Consider the following 16,059-nt stretch of genomic DNA (forward strand, 5'->3'; position numbering starts at 1 on the left):
TGTGATGACAGCGGAGCCCGGCCAGAGGTCGAGCCTTGACACCTCGGCGGCGCGCAACCTGGCCACGACGACCAAGACGTCACCCCAGATGCGGGAGATCTCCCCGCGCTGGCTGCTGCGGGTGCTCCCGTGGGTGGACGTCGCGGGCGGGGTCTACCGGGTGAACCGGCGGCTCACCTATCCGGTGGGCGGCGGCCGGGTGAGCTTCGCCAACACCGGGGCCAGGATCCACGTCGTCCCACCGACCCTGGCCGAGCTGCCGCCGCTGCACGGCCTGGCAGGCGACCAGGTGCTCGACCTGGTCGCCGAGCGGTTCGAGCAGCGCGAGTACGAGCCTGGCGACACGATCGTGCGGGCCGGGCGGCCGGCGGACGAGCTGGTCGTCGTCGCGCGCGGGCGGGTGCGGAGGTTCCGGGCGGGCGCGTACGGCGCCCGGACCTTCGCCGGTGTCCTGGCCGGCGGCGACCACGCCAGCGCCGACGAGCCCGCCCAGGGCGAGCCGTGGGACTGCACGCTGGCGGCCGACACCGCCTGCACGGTGCTGTTCCTGCGCTGGGAGGAGCTCCACGCGCTGGCCGAGCGGTCACCGGCGCTGCGCGACCGGCTCGCCGCCCACCGCGCGAGCAGGGCCGCGCCGCAGAACAAGCAGGGCGAGGCCGAGATCGCCACCGCCGCCGGGCACCGCGGCGAGGTGACGCTGCCCGGCACGTTCGCCGACTACGACCCGGGGCCGCGCGAGTACGAGCTGAGCGTGTCGCAGACCGTGCTGCGCGTCCACAACCGGGTCACCGACCTGTACAACCAGCCGATGGACCAGAAGGAGGAGCAGCTGCGCCTGACCATCCAGGCGGTACGCGAGTCGCAGGAGCGCGAGATGATCGTCAACCGCGACTTCGGGCTGCTCCACCAGGCCCACCCCGGCCAGCGCGTGCACACCCGCACCGGCCCGCCCACCCCCGACGACCTCGACGAGCTGCTGTGCCGCAGGAAGAAGTCCCGCTTCTACCTGGCCCATCCGCGCGCCGTCGCCGCCTTCCACCGCGAGTGCACCGCCAGGGGTCTCTATCCCGACAGCGTCGAGATCGACGGCGCGCGCATGACCGCGTGGCGCGGCGTGCCCATCCTGCCCTGCGACAAGATCCCGATCAGCGGGCAGGGCACGACCTCGATCCTCGTCCTGCGCACCGGCGAGGAGGATCAGGGCGTCGTCGGCCTCCACCGCCGCGGCGTCCCCGGCGAGCGCGAGCCGGGGCTGAGCGTGCGCTTCACCGGCATCGACGCCAGAGCCATCGCGTCCTACCAGGTCAGCGCCTACTACTCGGTCGCCGTCCTGGTGCCTGACGCGCTCGGCGTGCTGGAGAACGTCGAGGTGACGCGCTGACCGTTCACGTGAAGGAGCGATGATGTCCCAGCCGTTCGAACTGCCGGACTTCTACCAGCCGTATCCGGCCCGGCTCAACCCGCACCTCGACGAGGCCCGCGCGCACTCCACGCAGTGGGCGCGCGACATGGGCATGCTCGAGGGCTCGGGCGTCTGGGAGGAGGCCGACCTCGACGCCCACGACTATCCGCTGATGTGCGCCTACACCCATCCCGACTGCGACGGCGCCGAGCTGAGTCTGATCACCGACTGGTACGTGTGGGTCTTCTTCTTCGACGATCACTTCCTGGAGGTCTTCAAGCGCACGGGTGACCTCAAGGGCGGCAAGCGGTATCTCGACCGGCTGGCCGCCTTCATGCCGATGGGCCTGGACCTGACGGTGCCCGAGCCGGCCGGTCCGGTGGAGGCCGGGCTGGCCGACCTGTGGCCGCGTACGGTGCCGGGCATGTCCGCCGACTGGCGGGCGCGGTTCGCGGAGAGCACTCGCAACCTGCTCGACGAGTCTTTGTGGGAGCTGGCCAACATCAACAGGGGCCGGGTGGCCAACCCGGTCGAGTACATCGAGATGCGGCGCAAGGTCGGCGGCGCCCCCTGGTCGGCCGGGCTGGTCGAGCACGCGGTGGCGGCCGAGGTGCCGGCCAGGATCGCGGCCTCGCGGCCGATGCGGGTGCTGCGCGACTCCTTCTCCGACGCCGTGCACCTGCGTAACGACCTGTTCTCCTATGAGCGTGAGGTCCGTGACGAGGGCGAGCTGAGCAACGGCGTGCTGGTGCTGGAGACGTTCCTCGGCTGCGGCACGCAGGAGGCCGCCGAGGCGGTCAACGATCTGCTGACCTCGCGGATGCAGCAGTTCGAGCACACGGCGGCGTTCGAGCTGGGGCCGCTGTTCGCGGAGCACGCCATCGACCCGATCGGCGCGGCCGAGGTGCTGGCGTACGTGAAGGGGCTGCAGGACTGGCAGTCGGGCGGGCACGAGTGGCACCTGCGCTCCAGCCGCTACATGAACGCGCGGGCCAGGGCGAGCCGGCCGCTCGGCATGTCGTCGGCGATCGACGTGCTGGGCGCCAAGCGGCTGCGGAACTTCGCGCACGTGCCGTACCCGCGCGTGGGTCCTTCGCGCATTCCCGACCTGTACGTGCCCTTCGACCTGAGGCTGTCGCCGCACCTCGACCGGTCACGCCGCCACACCGTGGACTGGTGCCGGGAGACGGGCATGCTGGAGCCGCAGAACGGGGTGGTCGGCACGGCGGTGTGGGACGAGGCGAAGGTGATCGACTACGACCTGCCGTTGTGCGCGGCGGGCCTGCATCCGGACGCCGCACCGGAGGAGCTCGACCTGGCCTCGTTCTGGCTGGCCTGGGGCACGTACGGCGACGACTACTTCCCCGCCGTGTTCGGCAGGACCCGTAACCTGTCGGCGGCCAAGGTGTGCGTGGACCGGCTCAAGGAGCTCATGCCGCTCGACTGCTCCGCCCCGCCGCCGCCGGTCGGCGCGCTGGAGCGGGGGCTGGCCGACATCTGGGCCAGGACGGCCGGGCCGATGCCGGTCGAGGACCGCCGGGAGCTGCGCGTGTCGGTCGAGGACATGTGCGCGTCCTGGCTCTGGGAGCTGGCCGGCGAGATCGCCCACCACATTCCCGACCCGGTGGACTACCTGGAGATGCGCCGGCACACCTTCGGCTCGAAGCTGACGATGAGCCTGTGCCGGTTGCGGCGCTCGAAGGCGATCCCGAGGGAGCTCTACGCGACCGGCCCGATGGTGGCGCTGCAGAACGCGATCATGGACGCCGGGATGCTGATCAACGACGTCTTCTCGTACCAGAAGGAGATCGAGTTCGACGGCGAGGTGCACAACGGCGTCCTGGTAGTGCAGAACTTCTTCGACTGCGACTACCCGGCCGCGCTGGAGATCGTCAACGATCTGATGGCCTCGCGGGTGCGGCAGTTCGAGCACATCGTGGCGCATGAGTTGCCGATCGTCTGCGCCGACTTCGGCCTCGACGCCGACGCGCGGCAGGACCTCGACGCCTTCGTGGCCGAGCTCCGCGACTGGCTGGCGGGCGTCGCCCACTGGCACCGCCAGTGCTCGCGCTACGACGAGCCGTCGCTCCTCCGCCACCACCGCGCGACGCAGTGGCGGATCGGCGGGCCCACGGGGCTGGGCACCTCGGCCGCGCTGATCGAGCTCACAGGGGCGCGTGGACCGTGGGCTGGTAGTACCACCCCATCATGCGCAGGAGCCGCCGCTGAGCCGGCGTGACGTTGTGCAATCGGATCCAGCGCTGCCCTGCGGGCAGCGCGGGCATGACCAGCACCCGCAGTCCTGAGACGTCGATGAAGGTCAGCGCCCCGGTGTCGACGTCGACGTAAGGGCAGGGGTCAGGTCGGACGACGGCGTTCTCGCCGGTGTTCTGGCGGCAACTCGCCAGGACGCCGGCCAGCGCCGGACTGTTGGTGGCGTCGATCTCGCCGGTCAGTGTGACGACCGGAGCCGCGGACGCCATCACCACGGTGATGCTCAGCTGCTCGTCCTGATAGAGCAGTCGCTGCTGGACGCTACACACTCCCCGCACCCCCCAACACACACTCTGGGGGTCATATTGCCGAATTTCCTGAAATACAGGCTACACGAGGAATTAATTAATAGGTATTCTTCGCCGTGTTATGACCGTTTTTAGGGTGAATGTTGGCAGGCAGCGCTTTCCGAACAGGCGGGCCGTACCCGCGCCGGCTGCGGGCTTGACGGACACCTGCCTGTTCGGATGCGCGATCTACCGAGGACGGTGACCGGCCGCGCCCGGCTCCGCGTACGCGACCGGCGGGGAGACACTCCGGCAAGGTGCCGCCACGAGGGGTTCGTGGCTGCCGGAGCGCCGTCACACCGGGGAACGCGGACCTGGGCGTCGAGCCGCCCCGCCCTCGGGCGATCAGTTGTTGTCGCCCACGTTCTCCAGGTTGCTGAGAGCGTTGAGGTCGATGTCCTGCAGGTGCAGGAAGGTGCCGAGGTCGATGTACTTCACGGAGTCGTTGAGGACGTCGTTGGCCACCGTGGCGTCGTCGAGGATGCTCAGCTGGCTGAGGATCTGCTTGCCCTTGTTGAACGCGTTGGGACCGACGTCGGCCGAGGCGCTCGTGGCCGACATCCCGAACATGCAGCCCGCGATCGCTGCACCAGCGAGAATGCGACGGATCATTTGTTTGTTTCTCCTTCGTCGGAATCGGCGCGGGATGCGCGTCATCGTGAATCACTCGCACAGCGCTGTGAGATTCGCTGAATAACAATCTCGCGACCTGTCGGCGCGCCGCAACCCGGCCACGCTAAGTCGAAGTCAAATACGCGCACCAATTCCTTGGCTGCCGATCATCCCCAGTCGGGATATGTGCCGAGTGGTCCCGCTTTGCCCCGGGCGGCATGACGGCAATATTTCATCTTATGGCCATACGCGCACCCCACCTGACCAAAGGGCGTTTTATCCGCATAGGCAGGGCGGAATGTTAACGGCAGAACGCCGTGACCACGGGCTCGGCATAAACGAGTCGAGGAGCGCTGAACATGCCATGAACGGAATAAGGACGGCGCTGTCGGCGGTGCTGGCGGGCACACTTGTCAACGCGTTTCCCGCCACTGCCGCGGCGGCCGTCGACGGCTGTCCCGCGCAAATATGCCGGCCCGTCTCGGCGCTGCGCTCAGGGGCCGGGGCCATCGCGGCGCGGGCGGCGATGGAGATGATCGGAATTCCTTATTCGTGGGGTGGCGGCGGGGTGCGCGGGCCCGGATTCGGGATCGGGAAAGGCGCCAGGACGCTCGGTTTCGACTGCTCGGGCCTGACGGAGTACGCCTGGGCGCGGGCGGGGGTGCTCATCGGCACGACCACGCACGAGCAGTGGCGCTCGGGGATCCGCGTGGCCAAGGAGCAGGTGGAGCCGGGGGATCTGGTCTTCTACGACAACGACCCCGGCAGTCCAGGGCCCGAGCACGTCGCCGTGGCGGTGGACGCGACGCGGATGGTGCACGCGCCGCAGACCGGGCAGTTCGTCCGGGTGGATCCGCTGGATCGGCCGACCTTCATGGGAGTCGTACGGCCGAGCGAGACCGCGGCGAACCTCGATCCGCCGGCGTGAGGCGGGGCGCCGGCAGGTGCGACCGGCGGGCGCCGGTCGGGCAGCCGGTCGGGCAGCCGGTCGGGCAGCGTGCGTCCGGTGGAAACGACGATCGCGCGGCCCGGGGTCGTCCTGCAGTGATCGACCCGGACCGCGCGATGCGCGTAGCTCGGTGCGCACCAAGCCAGTGCCGTGGTCGCGATGTCCACGGCCCGTACATTCGGCCTACCTCAAGGCACCAGAAAGACGATCTTGGCCGGGCGGGCTCTCCGCATGTTCGGAAAGTCGCCGATCACCTTCCTGCCTACGCCATGTGAGGAGTCGTCAGTTGTTGTCGCCGGAGTTCTCCACGTTGCTCAGGACGTCGGCGTCGATGTCCTGCAGGTGGGCGATGGTCAGCACGTCCACGTACTTGACGGAGTCGTTGAGGACGTCGTTCAGCGCGGTCAGGTCGTCCAGGATGCTGAACTGGCTCAGAATGCTCTGCCCGCTGTTGTGCGGGTTGGGGCCGACGTCGGCCGAGGCCGCGGACGCGGAGAAACCGAGTGCGACGGCCGCGATTGCGGCACCGGCGAGAATGCGACGGATCATGTGTGCTTTCCTCCATGGATCGGCGCGGAAATCCCGACGCCATAGTCGTTTGTGCAGGGCTGTGAGGTGCCGCCAATAACAATCGCGGCAGGCGGCGAGAACCGCAACTCGTTTGGCCCTGCTGGGAGTCAAGCCGGAACCTCTGTTTCTTGGCACGGTGTTTTCACGCCCGTCGACCGCGCCCGGCATTTACGCTCCATCAGAAGGCCGGAAATCGGCATCCGTTTTGGCTCTCCGCGAGAATACCCGCGTATTAGTTCACCACCGGTTAGACAAGGATCGCCCGAAACTTGAATATCGCGTACGCCCGGTGGCGTATCCGGGCGTGCGCCCGAGGGGGGACGTCGTGGCCGGACGGAACGGTGAGGATGGCCGCCTGGGCAGGGAAAGGAGGCGGGTGAGATGCGACCACGAATGAGGAAGACGATCGTGGTAATCCACGTCATCGCTTCGGTCGCGCTGGTCGGGGAGGTGTGGGGCCTGGTCGTGCTGAATACGGCGGCGAGGCTGGCAAAGGATCCCGCGCTGACCCACTCGGCCTATCAGCTGATGGCGCCACTGGTGTTCGCGGGCGGGATACCGCTCAGCCTCATCGCATTGATCAGCGGCATAACACTGGGCCTGACCAGCCATTGGGGGCTGTTTCGCCATTACTGGGTGGCGGCCAAGCTGGTGCTGCTGCTGGCCGTGGTCGGCGTGGGCATGTTCCTGGTCGATCCGGAGGGAATGGCCGCCGCCACCTCGGGCGGCCGGTCCGTGACGGAGGCACGGCAGTGGGCTCAGGTGGCGGCGCTGGGCCTCCAGATCGCCATGCTGATGACGGCCACGGCGCTGTCGGTCTTCAAACCGCGCCGCGGAATTCGCGCCGCGACGTGGCCGTCAGGGGTGGTCGCCGATCCGGTCGAGAGCCGCTGACAGACGGTGGAGTGCCTCCAGGCAGTCACGGGCCGTCTCGACCCCCAGCTCGCCCACGAGCCGGTCGGCGAACTCCTGATGGCCGGGGGTGATCTCGTCGATGGCCGCCCGCCCCTCGGCCGTGGGCCGCAGCAGCTTGGCCCGCCGGTGCGCGGGGTTGGGCCGGTATTCGGCCAGCCCCCGCTCGACCAGCAGGTCCGCGATCCGCTGCACGCCCTGCCTGGTCATCCCCATGACGCGGGCGATCCCGGCGACGGGCAGAGGCTCGGCGAGTACGGCTCCGAGCACCTGCCACCACGCCGCCGTCATCCCCGCAGGGCGGGCCAGTTCCTCGGCCACGTGCAGGAACTGCCCGTTGAGCCGGAACGACCCCAGAGCCATTCCGGACAGCAGCTCGGCGCTCTCGCTCATGCGGCCGCCAGCACCTCGAACGCCGTGGCGTCGCTGTGCGCGAACAGCCGGAACCAGGCGTCCAACACCTCCGGCCGGTAGACGTCGAGCCGCCGGAAGATCTCCCTGGCGAAGGCCACCGGCTCGGTCGGCCCGGCCGTGATGAGGTCGCCCCCGAGCACCGCGTCCCGGTCGAGGTAGCGCCCGGCTCCCGTGTAACCCGGCTGCGCCTGGAGGTAGTGCACCACGGCGCTGGTGTGGTCGCGTTCGTCGAGCAGCCCTTCGCGGGCCAACCCGGCCGTGGCGCCGCAGATGGCCGCCACCGGCACGCCCGCGTCGAGGAACTCCCCCGCCTTGCGTGCGAACGGCGCGAGCTCGTCGCCCGCGTCCCACAGGTCGGCGCCGGGCAGGATGAGCAGCGCGCTTTCGGCCGGCGACAGGTCGGCGAGCGCGAGGTCGGGCGTGAGACGCACGCCGCCCATGGTGACGACGGGGTCGCGGGTCAGGCCGACCGTGACGATCTCGTAGCCCTCAGGCTCGCGCATGTAGCGGCCGTTGCGCAGGTGCGCGGTCGCGTGACCGGTCTCCCAGTCGGCGAGGGTGTCGTAGACGGCGTGGTGTGCGATTCGCTTCATGACAACATCTTGTCATTTCGACAGTATGTTGTCAATGCGATCCCATGCGAGGATAGTGGTCATGGCAGAGATCGTCGGCGGCGGACGCCCGGTGAACGACGCGGAGCGGCGTGTGATCGCCTATCTGCGCGACCACGCGCCCGGCGACTGGCTGCTGCTGCACAACGTCGAGGTCCCGCGCGGCCACGACGTGTTCGAGGTCGACCTGATCGTGCTGACCGGCCACTCGCTCGTCGTGGTCGACGTCAAGGGCACCAGGGGCCGCATCGAGGTGTCGGGCACTCGCTGGTTCCCACCCCGCAGGGAGGCGTTCGGCTCGCCCGTGGCCAAGCTGCGCGGCACCGCGAAGGCGCTCAAGGGCCTGCTGGTGTCCAGGGCCACCCAGCTCGAACGGGTCTACGTCGACAGCCTGGTCGTGCTCACCTCGCCCGACGCCGAGCTGATCGACCCGGCCGGGCGCGACGCGGTCAACGTCACCGACCTGCCGGGCCTGCTGGCCACGCTGAGCGACGTCTCGCGGGTCAGGCGCGGGTGCAGCCCCGACGCGAAGCCGTACCTGACGGCGATCCTCGACGCGCTCAACCAGACCGTGCGCCGCAGCACCGCGCCGCCCAGGTTCGGCAACTGGGAGGTCGAGGAGCAGCTCGGCGGCGACGCCAAGGTCACCGAATACCGCGCGTTCAACGCCACGCTGCCGGGCAGCGAGACCGTGCTGCTGCGGGTCTACCAGGCCGATCCGCTGGCCGACCACGAGGCGCGGGCGGCCGAGCGGCAGCGCATCGCCAACGCCTACCAGTCGCTGGCCCGCATCCCGCCCCACCCGTGCGTGGTGCGCTCGCGCGACTTCTTCGCCATCGACGACGAGAGCCGGTTCGTGCTGGTGCTCGACGACGTCCACGGCCAGGCGCTGCACCTGGCGATGGGCAAGGGCGCCGCCCCGATGGCGGTGATCCAGGACCTGCTGCGCGGGCTGGCGCACGCCCACGCCAACGGCGTCGTGCACCGTGCCCTGACCCCGGCCTCGCTCCTGGTCACCGACGCCGGGCACGCCGTGCTGACCGGGTTCGACTACGCCAAGCCAGGGCCGCGCAACTACACCGTGGCCCACGAGCTGGGCAACGTGCTCGACGCCCACTACGTGGCGCCCGAGTGCCAGGAGCGGCCCGACCAGATGACGACCGCCTCCGACGTCTACGCGGCCGGCGCCATCGCCTACCAGGTCCTCACCGGCCAGCTGCCGACCAGCGCCGACGCCCACGGCGGCCCCGAGGTGCCCGAGGTGGTCCGCCGGATGCTCGACCACTCGCCCGCCAAGCGGCCCACGGCCGAGCAGGCGCTGGAGGCACTGCGCAGCACGCCGCAGCAGGGCTCGAAGATCAGGCGTCTCGTCCGCCGCATCGTCTCCGGCTCCTGACGACCGGCCCCGGCCGTGCCTGCGCCGTGCCCCCGCCGTCCCCCCGCCGGGCCTGCGGCGGCTCCGCGGCGGCTCCTGGCTAGGCGGTGGTGATCATGTCGAGGATGTCGATCACGTACAGCATGGGCAGCTCGCCCGGCGACGGCACCGCCACTCGGCTGCCGACGTGCTGCCCGGTGAGCGCGTTCACCCAGGACATGGGCGCGGCGCCGGCCTCCAGCGTGTACGCGCTCGGCCCGCCCCGCCGGTAGGAGGAGTCCACCACGGTCCGCGACGGCCAGGACGCGGCCACGTACTGGACGACCACCTTCGCGCCGGGCTCGACCCGGGGCCCCGACCCGTCGATGAGCGTACGGGCGGGCTCCGAGGGCGTGAGGTCGGCCGGGACCACCGGCAGCGCGCGCCCGACGAGCCGGGCGTCGGGCGGGTAGCCGCCCAGGATGTCGAAGACGAGCACCAGCGTGTCGGCGGGCGACAGGCCGCCCAGCGGCACGTTCGGGCCCTTCGCCTCGCCGGCCGGGCTGACCAGCATGACCCGGCTGCCCGCCGGCCGCCCGATGAGGGCCTGCCGCCAGGTCTCCGACACCTGCCTGCCGTCGAAGACGACCGTGGTGGGCTGGTTGCCGTCCCAGGTGCTCAGGTAGGGACGGTTGCCCGACCAGCGCCGGATGTCCACGTCGGCGAGCACCACGTCACCGGGCACCGTACGCCGCCCGCTGCCCGTCGACAGCACCGTGATCCGCGGCGTGCGCCCCGGCTGGCCCAGGGGTATGGAGACGTTCGGCTTGCTGCCGAACCGACCCGTGACGACGGGTTGCGTGCCCTCTTCCGCCACCCCGCACGTGGTGGCGAGCATGAGGAGAGCAGGCCAGAACAGACGCACGATTTTCCTCCCGGACCAGATCCGAAGGAGTACTTGCCGTAAGTGTTCAAAGGAAAGCTTCGGGGCGCACCATCTCACGACAAACTTGGGACCGTGGGACGACGAGACGCGACGGCCCGCGTTCGGGTCGGCGTAAGGAGAGCATGTGAGCAAGCCCAACCTCGCGCGGCGGGTCGCCGAGGCGGCCGAGATCGCGTTGACCACCCGTAAGTACGTGACGTTCATCGACGTGGTGACCGCGCTGCGCTGGCTGCACTCCCGGCACGTGGACACCTGGCGGCAGGGCAGGGTGGCCACGCTGGCCGAGCTGGCGGCGGTCGACGAGGACCGCCTGCTGACCACGGCCGGGCTGCTGCGCGACTGGGCGCGGGCCAAGGGGCTCAAACCGGTCGACACCCCGTACGTCGCGGGCACGCGCGATCGCCGCGAGCTGCGCTTCACCACCGCGCACGCGCAGGAGCCGTTCCGGGTGCACTGGTTGTCGCCCGACCTCAGCGAAGCCAGGGTGCGCCGGCTCACCGAGGCGCAGAGCAAGGCGCCCGACCTGGTGGCGGTGGCCCCGCTCGACGAGTGGACGTGCGCGTCCTGCGCCGGCACCGGCCCCTACCTGATCATGGAGGACGACGCGCCGCACTGCCTGACCTGCGCGGACATGGACCACCTGGTGTTCCTGCCGTCGGGGAACGCCGCGCTCAGCCGCCGCGCCAAGCAGGAGAGCGGCCTGTCGGCGGTGGTGGTCCGCTACAACCGGCGGCGCCGGCTCTACCAGCGCCAGGGCCTGCTGGTGGAGGAGGCCGCGCTGGCCGCGGCCGAGGACCGGTGCCTGGCCGACGAGGAGGTACGGCTGCGCCGCCGCGAGCGCGACCGCGAGCGCAGGGCGGATCAGGACGTCGAGTTCCAGGCGCGGATGGCGGCCGAGATCGCCCGGCTGTTCCCCGGCTGCCCGGAGGAGCGGGCGCGGGAGATCGCCGAGCACGCGGGCCTGCGCGGCAGCGGCCGGGTCGGCAGGTCGGCGGCGGCCAGGGCGCTCGACGAGAACGCCATCACGCTCGCCGTCATCGCCTCGGTCCGGCACCTCGACACCGACTACGACAGCCTGCTCATGTCCGGCGTGCCGCGGATGGAGGCCCGCGAGCGGATCAGAGGGGCCATCGAGCGCAAGCTCGAAGAGTTCCGCGCCCCGCGCTAATGTCGAAAACATGAGCGATTGGCACGACGTGAGGCAGGAGCTGCGCGCGTTCGCGCTCGGTCTGCCCGAGAGCCACGAGGATCATCCCTGGGGCGAGACGGTCATCAAGGTCAACAAGAAGGTCTTCCTGTTTCTCGGGATCGACGAGCAGACCGAGAAGTGGGATCCGACCTTCGGGGTGAAGCTGCTGTCGGAGGCCCACGGCCACGCGCTGACCGTCGAGGGGGCCGGGCCGAGCGGTTACGGGCTGGGCAAGGCCGGGTGGGTGACCGTGCCGTTCCTGTCCGCGCTGCCCGAGACCGAGGTGCTGCTCGACTGGGTCGAGGAGAGCTACCGCGCCATCGCGCCCAAGCGCGCGGTCAAGGAACTCGACCTCAGGTGACGCCCGCGCATGCCGATGAGCCCCAGGTGACGCCCGGACGGAGCCGCAACACGGGGCCGGAGACAGGGGCCGGGAACCGCGATGAGTGATCTACAGGACCGGATCCAGCGTCACCTCGACGCGCTCGTCGGCGGCGGCTTGGAGGCCGGGCTGCAGGTCGCCGTCTACCAGAACGGCGCGCTGATCGTGGACGTGGTGGCCGGCCCGGCCGATCCGGCCACCGGGCGGCCGCTCACGTCCGGCACACCGATCTTCGGCTTCTCCACCGGCAAGAACATCGCCGCGACGCTCGCGCACATGCTCGTCGCGCGGGGGTTCCTCGGCTACGACAGCCTGGTCACGGACCATTGGCCCGAGTACGGGGTACGCGGCAAGGCCACGACGACGCTGCGCCACGTACTGACCCACACGACCGGCCTGCCTGCCATGCCGCGCGAGATCACTCCGGCCGAGCTGCCCGACTGGTCCAGGGTGTGCGCGGCGCTGGCGGCGGCCGAGCCGCGCCGGCCGCCCGGCGCCGCCATGGGTTATCACGCCTACACCTTCGGCTATCTGGTCGGTGAGCTGGCCCGCCGTACGACCGGGCGGCCGATGCGCGAGCTGCTGCGTGAGTGGATCACCGCGCCGCTCGGCATCGAGCGGCAGCTCTACTTCGCCGCCCCGCCGGAGTCGCTGCCGGGGCTGGCCCGGCTGGAGCAGCGGGCGGAGCAGTGGCCCGCCGTCCCGGCCTCCGGTGACGCGATCCTCGCGCCGTGGGAGAGCGGGCCTCGGGCGGATTTCGGCAACGACCGAGAGATCCTGTGTGCCGACATCCCGTCGGTGGGCATCGCCACCGCGCGCGGCCTCGCCGCGATGTTCGACGCCCTGCTGCGGGGCGAGCTCGTGGGCTCCGCCCGGGTGGGGGAACTGTCCGCGCTCGCGTACGAGGGCGTGGACCAGGTCTTCGGCACTCCGGCGCGGATGGCGCTGGGCTTCCCGCTCGGCCGGATCGGCGCGCCCCCCAAAGACAACGCCGAAGAGAGCTCTTTGGCGTTCGGGTGGCCGGGCGGGGGCGGAAGCTACGCCTACGCGGACCCCGCACGCGGGATCGCCTTCGCGCTGACGAAGACCCGGCTCGTCCCGAACTTCGACACCGCGCTCTCGGTCACCACGATTCTGTCGGACCACCTCGCCAGAATGGCCTGAGCCGTCCACACCCGAGCACGCACCCGCCCGAGCCACCCGTCTCCGAGCTGTCCCTGTCTGTGTGCCGGGGTCCGTGTGCCGGGGTCCGTGTGCCGGGGCCGGATCCACCACGATCACCAGGAGAGATCATGTCCACTCCCACCACCGGCGAGCCGGCCACGCCGCAGACGAGCCTGGGCCCTTTCTCCGCACCAGGCGCCAGCCCGACGCCGTGGGAGGAGACGGAGTGGGCCCTGCGCCGGATCCAGAAGTTCCAGCTCTGCACGGTGCGCAGGGACGGCCGCCCACACGTGACACCGCTGCTGGCGATCTGGGCGTTCGGCGCGATGTGGTTCATCACCGGCGAGAACGAGCAGAAGGCCGTCAATCTCAGCACCAACCAGCACTGCGCACTGACCGGCGGCACCGACACCCTGACCGGCACCGACTACGTCATCGAAGGCACGGCGAGCCTGGTCACCGACGAGGCCACCCGGCATTCCGTGACGACCGCGTTCGAGCAGGCCTATGGCTGGCAGTTCACCCGTGAAGACGGAACCTGGCACCAGGTGGGCGACGCCGTCAGGTCCGGAACCGTCCACCTCTACCGGGTCCAGCCGGACAAGGCGTTCGCCTTCGCCGGCGGGACCCGGTCGTCCCAGACGCGTTACCTGTGGCGGTGAGCGCTCTCCCGGGCTGCCGGCGAGCTCAGGTGACGGCCAGGCGGGTGACGTAGGCGGGGTCGCGCCAGAGCTCCTTGTCCAGCACCTCCAGCAGGGTCGTGGCTGCGTCGTGCACGTCGGCGTAGCCGATGTAGAGCGGCGCGAAGCCGAACCTGAGGATGTCGGGCGCGCGGAAGTCCCCGTGCACGCCGCGGTCGATCAGCGCCCGCATCACCGGGTAGCCGTCAGGGTGGCGCAGGCTGACCTGGCTGCCCCGTTCCCTGGGGTCCGCCGGTGAGACCAGCTCCAGCGCGTCGCCGACCAGATCGATGAAGAGCGAGGTCAGCGCCATGCTCTTGGCCCGCACCTGGGCCAGGTCCACCCGCTCCCAGATGTCCAGCGTCGCCTCAAGCGCGGCGAACGACAGCACGTGCGGGGTGCTCACCGCGAACCGCCTGATGCCCTCGGCCGGCCGGAAGTCCTCCTCGAACGCGAACGGCTCGGCGTGACCGTGCCAGCCGGACAGCACGTTCTCGGCGTCGGCCTGGTGCCGCGGGCTGACGTAGAGGAACGCGGGCGCACCGGGACCGGCGTTCAGGTACTTGTACGTACATCCCACCGCGAAGTCGGCTCCTGCGAAGTCGGCTCCAGCGAAATCGGCCCCATTGGCCCCGGCGCCCCCGAAGTCGGCCCCAGCGGCGCCCACGCCCGAGACGTCCACCTCCATCGCGCCCACGCTGTGGCACAGGTCCCACACGATGAGCGCCCCCGCCGCGTGCGCCTCGGCGGTGATCGATCGCATGTCGCGCCGGGCGCCGGTGCGGTAGTCCACTTCCGACAGCAGCACCACGGCCGCGTCGTCGAAGCGTCCCTCGGCCAGGTCGCGCACCTCGTAACGATCATCGCCCAGCAGCCGGGTCAGCCCCTGCACGATGTAGTGGTCAGTCGGGAAGTTCCGCACCTCGGAGACGATCACCCGGCGTTCAGGACGCAGTCTCAGCGCCGCCGCCACCGCCTGGAAGATGGCGATCGAGGTCGTGTTGCCCACCACGACCTGCCCCGGCCCGGCGCCGATCAGGGGTGCCAGCCGGTCGCCGGTGGTCAGGGGCTGGGCGTACCAGCCGGCGTGGTTCCAGCCGCCGACGAGCTGCGCGCCCCACTCGTCCTCGACCGCCTGCCGCATCCGCTCGGAGGTGCGCCGGGGCAGCGCGCCGAGCGAGTTGCCGACGAGGTAGATCACACCGTCCGGCAGCACGAACTCGTCCTTGAAGGCCCGCAGCGGATCCTCGGCGTCGAGGGCGAGACACTGGTCGCGGTCCACGGCCACTCCTGTCATGACGAAATAGTGAATATCACCCTATTTCGCCATTATGGGACCAGACCCAGGAACGCCTCCGCGTTACCCCCGAGCAGCTTCGCGCGGGCCGTACCGGACAGGAAGCCGGCCCGCCTGATCAGGGCGCCCGACGGCGACTCCCCCAGCGGATAGGGAAAATCGCTGCCGAGCAGCACTCCGTCCTCCCCGAACGTGTCGACGAGCAGGCGCAGCGCCCGCTCGTCGAAGACGGCGGAGTCGACGGCGAACCTGCCGAGATAGCGGGACGGCGGCCGCTCGGAGCCGCCAACCACGTCGTGCCTGCGGTGCCAGGCGTTCTCCACCCGCCCGAGCCAGAAGGCGAACGAGCCGCCCCCGTGCGCGAAGCAGATCCGCAGCGTGTCCGGCACCCGGTCGAACACGCCGCCGAGGATCATCGCCAGGATGGACAGGTGGGTCTCGGCCGGCATCCCGACCAGCCACTGCGCCATCCAGCGGGCCACCCGAGGGCCCGCCGGCAGGTCCCACGGGTGCGCGAAGACGGGCACGTCCCGATGGGCGCAGTGCCGCAGGAACTCCACCACGCCGGGATCGTCGAGGTCGCGGTCGCCGACGTGGTTGCCGATCTCGACGCCCCGGTGACCGGCGGCCAGGCAACGATCGAGCTCGGCGCAGGCCAGCTCGGGGTCCTGCAGCGGCACCTGACAGAACGGGATCAACCGCTCGTCGGAGCAGATCTCCAGCGCCAGGTCGTTGAAGATCCGCGCGATCCGCACGCCCTGCGCGGCCGGCCGGTCGTAGCCGAAGAAGACCGGCGTGGGCGAGACGACCTGAAGGTCCACGCCGTCCGCGTCCATGCGCTCCAGCCGGACCCGCGGGTCCCAGCAGTCGTCCTGGACCGTGCGGAAACTGCGGTCGCCGACGAGGATCGTCGCCTCGCGCTCCGAGTCGATCCGGAGCCGGGGCGCCCCGGGCCAGCCCAGGTCGGGCCAGCCCTTGGGCACGTGGTGCGTGTGGACGTCGATGACCATGGAGGA

At 70.5% G+C, this 16,059-nt stretch carries 17 protein-coding genes; 9 read left to right on the forward strand and 8 right to left on the reverse strand.

Going from position 1 to position 16,059, the window contains the following annotated elements:
• Nucleotides 1-4 precede the first annotated feature (4 nt).
• Nucleotides 5-1,381, forward strand: coding sequence for a family 2B encapsulin nanocompartment shell protein (locus AB0C28_RS23765; RefSeq protein ID WP_358077301.1), 1,377 nt, complete (start codon nucleotides 5-7; stop codon nucleotides 1,379-1,381).
• 19 nt (nucleotides 1,382-1,400) lie between these two features.
• Nucleotides 1,401-3,641: a terpene synthase family protein gene (locus AB0C28_RS23770; RefSeq protein WP_358077304.1), complete on the forward strand. Its 2,241-nt coding sequence runs from the start codon at nucleotides 1,401-1,403 to the stop codon at nucleotides 3,639-3,641.
• Here the strand turns inward: AB0C28_RS23770 and AB0C28_RS23775 are convergent.
• Entirely contained in the window at nucleotides 3,568-3,945 is a 378-nt protein-coding gene (locus tag AB0C28_RS23775) for an STAS domain-containing protein (protein ID WP_358077306.1), read from the reverse strand. The two genes, AB0C28_RS23770 and AB0C28_RS23775, sit on opposite strands and share 74 nt — an antisense overlap.
• Before the next feature lie 363 nt (nucleotides 3,946-4,308).
• Nucleotides 4,309-4,575, reverse strand: a complete 267-nt coding sequence (locus AB0C28_RS23780; RefSeq protein ID WP_346100866.1) for a hypothetical protein — start codon at nucleotides 4,573-4,575, stop codon at nucleotides 4,309-4,311.
• 364 nt (nucleotides 4,576-4,939) lie between these two features.
• On the opposite strand from AB0C28_RS23780, the gene AB0C28_RS23785 reads away from it, so the two are divergent.
• Nucleotides 4,940-5,503: a C40 family peptidase gene (locus AB0C28_RS23785; protein WP_358077309.1), complete on the forward strand. Its 564-nt coding sequence runs from the start codon at nucleotides 4,940-4,942 to the stop codon at nucleotides 5,501-5,503.
• Between the two features lie 303 nt (nucleotides 5,504-5,806).
• Here AB0C28_RS23785 and AB0C28_RS23790 read toward each other — a convergent pair whose 3' ends face one another.
• On the reverse strand, nucleotides 5,807-6,073 hold the full coding sequence (locus AB0C28_RS23790) for a hypothetical protein (RefSeq protein ID WP_106246008.1): 267 nt from the start codon (nucleotides 6,071-6,073) through the stop codon (nucleotides 5,807-5,809).
• Between the two features lie 414 nt (nucleotides 6,074-6,487).
• On the opposite strand from AB0C28_RS23790, the gene AB0C28_RS23795 reads away from it, so the two are divergent.
• On the forward strand, nucleotides 6,488-6,988 hold the full coding sequence (locus AB0C28_RS23795; protein ID WP_358077312.1) for a hypothetical protein: 501 nt from the start codon (nucleotides 6,488-6,490) through the stop codon (nucleotides 6,986-6,988).
• On the opposite strand, the gene AB0C28_RS23800 is transcribed toward AB0C28_RS23795, so the two are convergent.
• Nucleotides 6,953-7,399 carry a helix-turn-helix domain-containing protein gene (locus tag AB0C28_RS23800; RefSeq protein WP_357846536.1) on the reverse strand — a complete coding sequence of 149 codons (447 nt, stop codon included), beginning with the start codon at nucleotides 7,397-7,399 and terminating at the stop codon, nucleotides 6,953-6,955. The two genes, AB0C28_RS23795 and AB0C28_RS23800, sit on opposite strands and share 36 nt — an antisense overlap.
• Entirely contained in the window at nucleotides 7,396-8,013 is a 618-nt protein-coding gene (locus tag AB0C28_RS23805; protein ID WP_358077316.1) for a DJ-1/PfpI family protein, read from the reverse strand. The genes AB0C28_RS23800 and AB0C28_RS23805 overlap by 4 nt, the downstream gene beginning before the upstream one ends.
• A gap of 61 nt (nucleotides 8,014-8,074) precedes the next feature.
• Between AB0C28_RS23805 and AB0C28_RS23810 the strand changes: the two genes are divergently transcribed.
• On the forward strand, nucleotides 8,075-9,427 hold the full coding sequence (locus tag AB0C28_RS23810) for an NERD domain-containing protein kinase family protein (RefSeq protein ID WP_346100861.1): 1,353 nt from the start codon (nucleotides 8,075-8,077) through the stop codon (nucleotides 9,425-9,427).
• A 79-nt stretch (nucleotides 9,428-9,506) separates the two neighbouring features.
• Here the strand turns inward: AB0C28_RS23810 and AB0C28_RS23815 are convergent, their stop codons facing one another.
• Complete coding sequence (locus AB0C28_RS23815; protein ID WP_357846542.1) at nucleotides 9,507-10,310, reverse strand: FKBP-type peptidyl-prolyl cis-trans isomerase; 804 nt, start codon at nucleotides 10,308-10,310, stop codon at nucleotides 9,507-9,509.
• 145 nt (nucleotides 10,311-10,455) lie between these two features.
• Here AB0C28_RS23815 and AB0C28_RS23820 point away from each other — a divergent pair, with 145 nt between their 5' ends.
• From AB0C28_RS23820 to AB0C28_RS23835, 4 genes are all read left to right on the forward strand, one after another.
• The gene (locus tag AB0C28_RS23820) at nucleotides 10,456-11,499 is read left to right on the forward strand and encodes a DUF2293 domain-containing protein (protein ID WP_357846544.1); all 1,044 of its coding nucleotides are present in this window, start codon (nucleotides 10,456-10,458) and stop codon (nucleotides 11,497-11,499) included.
• A 10-nt stretch (nucleotides 11,500-11,509) separates the two neighbouring features.
• Nucleotides 11,510-11,881, forward strand: a complete 372-nt coding sequence (locus AB0C28_RS23825) for an MmcQ/YjbR family DNA-binding protein (protein ID WP_346100858.1) — start codon at nucleotides 11,510-11,512, stop codon at nucleotides 11,879-11,881.
• Between the two features lie 81 nt (nucleotides 11,882-11,962).
• Complete coding sequence (locus AB0C28_RS23830; RefSeq protein ID WP_358077319.1) at nucleotides 11,963-13,066, forward strand: serine hydrolase domain-containing protein; 1,104 nt, start codon at nucleotides 11,963-11,965, stop codon at nucleotides 13,064-13,066.
• Nucleotides 13,067-13,194: 128 nt separating this feature from the next.
• A complete protein-coding gene (locus tag AB0C28_RS23835) occupies nucleotides 13,195-13,728 on the forward strand; it encodes a pyridoxamine 5'-phosphate oxidase family protein (protein WP_358077322.1) in 534 nt (177 codons plus the stop codon).
• Between the two features lie 25 nt (nucleotides 13,729-13,753).
• Here the strand turns inward: AB0C28_RS23835 and AB0C28_RS23840 are convergent, their stop codons facing one another.
• Together AB0C28_RS23840 and AB0C28_RS23845 are read right to left on the reverse strand one after the other, a co-directional pair.
• On the reverse strand, nucleotides 13,754-15,043 hold the full coding sequence (locus tag AB0C28_RS23840; protein ID WP_357846550.1) for an aminotransferase class V-fold PLP-dependent enzyme: 1,290 nt from the start codon (nucleotides 15,041-15,043) through the stop codon (nucleotides 13,754-13,756).
• 32 nt (nucleotides 15,044-15,075) lie between these two features.
• Entirely contained in the window at nucleotides 15,076-16,053 is a 978-nt protein-coding gene (locus tag AB0C28_RS23845; RefSeq protein ID WP_358077325.1) for an amidohydrolase family protein, read from the reverse strand.
• Nucleotides 16,054-16,059: the final 6 nt, after the last annotated feature.

This window comes from Nonomuraea sp. NPDC048892, from assembly GCF_040649735.1.
Lineage (GTDB): Bacteria > Actinomycetota > Actinomycetes > Streptosporangiales > Streptosporangiaceae > Nonomuraea > Nonomuraea maheshkhaliensis.